This window comes from Actinophytocola sp., from assembly GCF_035712165.1.
In the GTDB taxonomy this organism is placed as follows: Bacteria; Actinomycetota; Actinomycetes; order Mycobacteriales; family Pseudonocardiaceae; genus DASYTH01.
Genome location: NZ_DASTBH010000173.1, coordinates 1 through 3,666, shown reverse-complemented (window position 1 = coordinate 3,666; position 3,666 = coordinate 1). Strand labels below are relative to the sequence as shown.

Annotated in this window: 3 protein-coding genes; 2 read left to right on the top strand and 1 reads right to left on the bottom strand. The window is 72.5% G+C overall.

The annotated features are described in order from the left end of the window. Window positions 1–1,309 (bottom strand): GH1 family beta-glucosidase (locus VFO68_RS09695; protein WP_325157864.1); only part of this gene is annotated, 1,309 nt, incomplete at its 3' end. 81 nt (window positions 1,310–1,390) lie between these two features. Between VFO68_RS09695 and VFO68_RS09690 the strand changes: the two genes are divergently transcribed. Further along, window positions 1,391–2,050 carry a hypothetical protein gene (locus VFO68_RS09690; RefSeq protein WP_325157863.1) on the top strand — a complete coding sequence of 220 codons (660 nt, stop codon included), beginning with the start codon at window positions 1,391–1,393 and terminating at the stop codon, window positions 2,048–2,050. Beyond that, window positions 2,031–3,666: GMC family oxidoreductase (locus tag VFO68_RS09685; protein WP_325157862.1), on the top strand; the 1,636-nt coding region annotated here is incomplete at its 3' end. The genes VFO68_RS09690 and VFO68_RS09685, both read left to right, overlap by 20 nt.

Below are 3,666 nucleotides of genomic sequence, written 5' to 3'. Positions count from 1 at the left end.
TGGCGAAGTCGACGTGCACCAGCCCGAACCGCTGGGAGAACCCGACCGACCACTCGAAGTTGTCCATCAGCGACCAGACGAAGTAGCCGCGCACGTCCACCCCGTCGTCGATCGCCGCGCGGACCGCCGTGAGGTGCCCGTCCAGGTAGGCGATCCGGCGGGCGTCGGCCACCCGGCCCTGCTCGTCCGGGTCGTCGTCGTAGGCGCACCCGCTCTCGGTGATGTAGACCGGCGGCAGCGCCGAGCCGTACCGGTCCCGCAGGGTGACCAGCACCTGGCGCAGCCCGTCGGGCACCACCGGCCAGCCGAACCCGGTCAGCGGGTAGCCCTCGATGAACTTGAAGTCGAACGGAAGCCCTTCCGGCAGCTCGACCCCGTCCACGGTCGGCGGGGGCGCGGCGGTCGGCGCGCCGACCAGGCTGGGTTGGTAGTAGTTGACCCCGTACCAGTCCAGCGGCGTGGAGATGATCTCCAGGTCCGCCGCGACCGGGCCGGGCAGTGCGCCGGCCAGCTCCTCGGGGTAGCGGCCGAGCAGCACGCTGTCCGCGAACAGGCGGTTGACCAGCGCGTCGTAGCCGTCGGCGGCGGCCAGGTCGGCCTCGTTCTGGCTGACCGGCCAGACCGGGATGTGGTGGTTGGCGATCCCGATGTTGCCGGCTCCGGCGGCCCGCAGCGCGCGCACCGCGAGGCCGTGTCCGAGCAGTTGGTGGTGGGCCACCGGCAGCGCGTCCAGCATCAGGGCGCGGCCGGGGGCGTGCCCGCCGATGCCGTAGCCGAACAGGGTGACCACCATGGGTTCGTTGAGCGGCATCCACATCCGCACCCGGTCGCGCAGCCGCTCGGCGACCACGGTCGCGTACTCGGCGAACCGGTAGGCGGTGTCCCGGTTGAGCCAGCCGCCGGCGTCCTCGAGTGGCTGCGGGGTGTCCCAGTGGTACAGCGTGGCCGCCGGCGCGATCCCGGCCGCGAGCAGCTCGTCGACCAGCCGGTCGTAGAAGTCCAGCCCGGCCGGGTTGGCCGGGCCGCTGCCGGTGGGCTGGACCCGGGGCCAGGCGATGGAGAACCGGTAGGCGCCCAGCTCCAGCTCGCGCATCAGCGCGACGTCCTCGCGGTAGCGGTGGTAGTGGTCCACGGCCACCGCTCCGGTGTCGCCGTTCATCACCTTGCCGGGGGTGGCGCAGAAGGTGTCCCAGGTGGACGGTCCGCGGCCGTCCTCCTCGGTCGCGCCCTCGATCTGGTAGGCGGAGGTGGCGACGCCCCAGAGGAATCCGTCGGGGAAGGTGGTCACGGGGCTCCTCCCGGGAAACATGAAGAGAACTCACGGAAGCATGGCGTCGGGAATTGGCCGGGTCAAGCGGAACCGGACGGCCCACGGCGGTGTATGTCGGGTATGCGAACGATCCCGCGGATTGCCGGCGGCGCGCTAGTCGCCGCCCTTGCCATCCTGGCCGCGCCGGTCCCGGCGGTTGCCGGCGGCCCGACCAGCGTGCTGCTCGTGTCGCCGGCCCGGGGGGTGGCGGCGGCGCTCTACAACGACGACACCGAGTACTCCCAGCTGCTGCGGCTGGTCGGCGACAGCCCGGTCCAGGACAAGGACGCGCCTGGCCTGCAGGGCGGTCCCGGCAGCGATGCCGTCAACCTCACCTGGATGATCCACGACGTGCAGGTCTGGCGGGTGGACCGGGTGTTCGTCGACGCCCCCGGCGGGCCCTGGATCGAGACCACGGTCACGATGGACGGCGGGTCGGTGTGGGACAAGCAGGGCGTGCTGCACCGGGGCGACGCCGAACTGGTGCACCTGCTCACCACGATGCGGCTGGTCGGTCCGGAGGCGGCCTCCAACCAGGGCATCCGGCCGGTGGCGGCGGCGCCGCCTGCGGCCAGCCCGGCGGTGCAGAACACGGCCCGCGAGACCGAGCCGGCCGGGGTCGACTGGGTATGGGCGCTGGCCGGGGTGGCGGCCGGGGCCATGCTGGTGGTGGTTCTGCGGCCGCTGGTCAGCCGGCGGCGGGCGGTCTACGCTGCCGGGCATGGGCCTACTCGCGAGTAACAAGACCGGCTGGGACGTCGTCGTCGTGGGCTCCGGCTTCGGCGGCAGCGTCGCGGCTCTGCGGCTGACCGAGAAGGGCTACCGGGTCGCCGTGCTCGAGGCCGGCCGCCGGTTCGCCGACGACGAGCTGCCCAGGACCTCGTGGAACCTGCGCGACTATCTGTGGGCCCCGGCGCTGGGATTCTTCGGCATCCAGCGCATCCATCTGCTCAACGACGTGATGGTGCTGGCCGGCGCCGGGGTCGGCGGCGGTTCGCTGAACTACGCCAACACCCTGTACCGGCCGCCGCCGCCGTTCTACGCCGACCGGCAGTGGGCGCACATCACCGACTGGGAGGCCGAGCTCGCGCCGCACTACGACCAGGCCACCCGGATGCTCGGTGTGGTGACCAACCCGCTGGACACCCCGCACGACGAGGTGATGCGCAAGATCGCCGCCGACCTCGGGGTCGCCGAGTCCTACCACCCGACACCGGTCGGCGTGCACTTCGGCGAGCCCGGGGCGACCGTGCCCGACCCGTACTTCGGCGGCGCCGGACCGGCCCGCACCGGCTGCACCGCGTGCGGGTCGTGCATGACCGGCTGCCGGGTGGGCGCCAAGAACACCCTGGTCAAGAACTACCTCTACCTGGCGGAGCGGGCCGGAGCCCGGGTCGTGCCGCTGACCACGGTCACCGCGGTACGTCCGCGCGAGGGCGGCGGGTTCGAGCTCGACCTGCGCAGGACCGGCACGCGGTTGCGGCACACGATCAGCGCCGGGCAGGTGGTGCTCGCCGCCGGCACCTGGGGCACCCAGAACCTGCTGCACCGGATGCGGGACACCGGCACGCTGCCCCGGCTGTCCGCCCGGCTCGGCGAGCTGACCCGGACCAACTCGGAGGCCATCGTCGGCGCCGCCCGGATGTCCGTCGACCCCCGGCGCGACTTCAGCCGCGGCGTCGCGATCACCTCGTCGATCCACCCCGACCCGGCCACGCACATCGAGCCGGTGCGCTACGGCCGGGGCAGCAACGCCATGGGCCTGCTGCAGACCATCGCCACCGATGGCGACTCGCCGGTGCCGCGCTGGCGGCAGGCGGTGAACTTCATGCTGCGCCATCCGATCCAGACCGCGCGGCTGATCCAGGTGCACCGGTGGAGCGAGCGGACCATGATCCTGCTGGTCATGCAGACCCTGGACAACTCGATCACCACCTACACCCGGCGCGGCTGGTTCGGCCGCAGGCGCTACGTCTCCCGGCAGGGCCACGGGGAACCGAACCCGAGCTTCATCCCGGTGGGGCACAAGGCAACCGAGCTCGCCGCCGGGCACATCGGGGGGATCGCAGGCGGCACCTGGGGCGAGCTGTTCAACATCCCGCTCACCGCGCACTTCATCGGCGGCTGCCCGATCGGCGCGTCCCCGGCCGAAGGCGTGCTGGATCCCTACCACCGGGTGCACAACTATCCCGGACTGTCCGTTGTGGACGGTTCGGCGATCAGCGCCAACCTCGGGGTCAACCCCGCACTCACCATCACCGCTCAGGCCGAGCGGGCCTTCGCGATGTGGCCCAACAAGGGCGAGGCCGACCCCCGCCCGGCGCAGGGCGGCGGCTACCGGCGCGTCGAACCGGTCC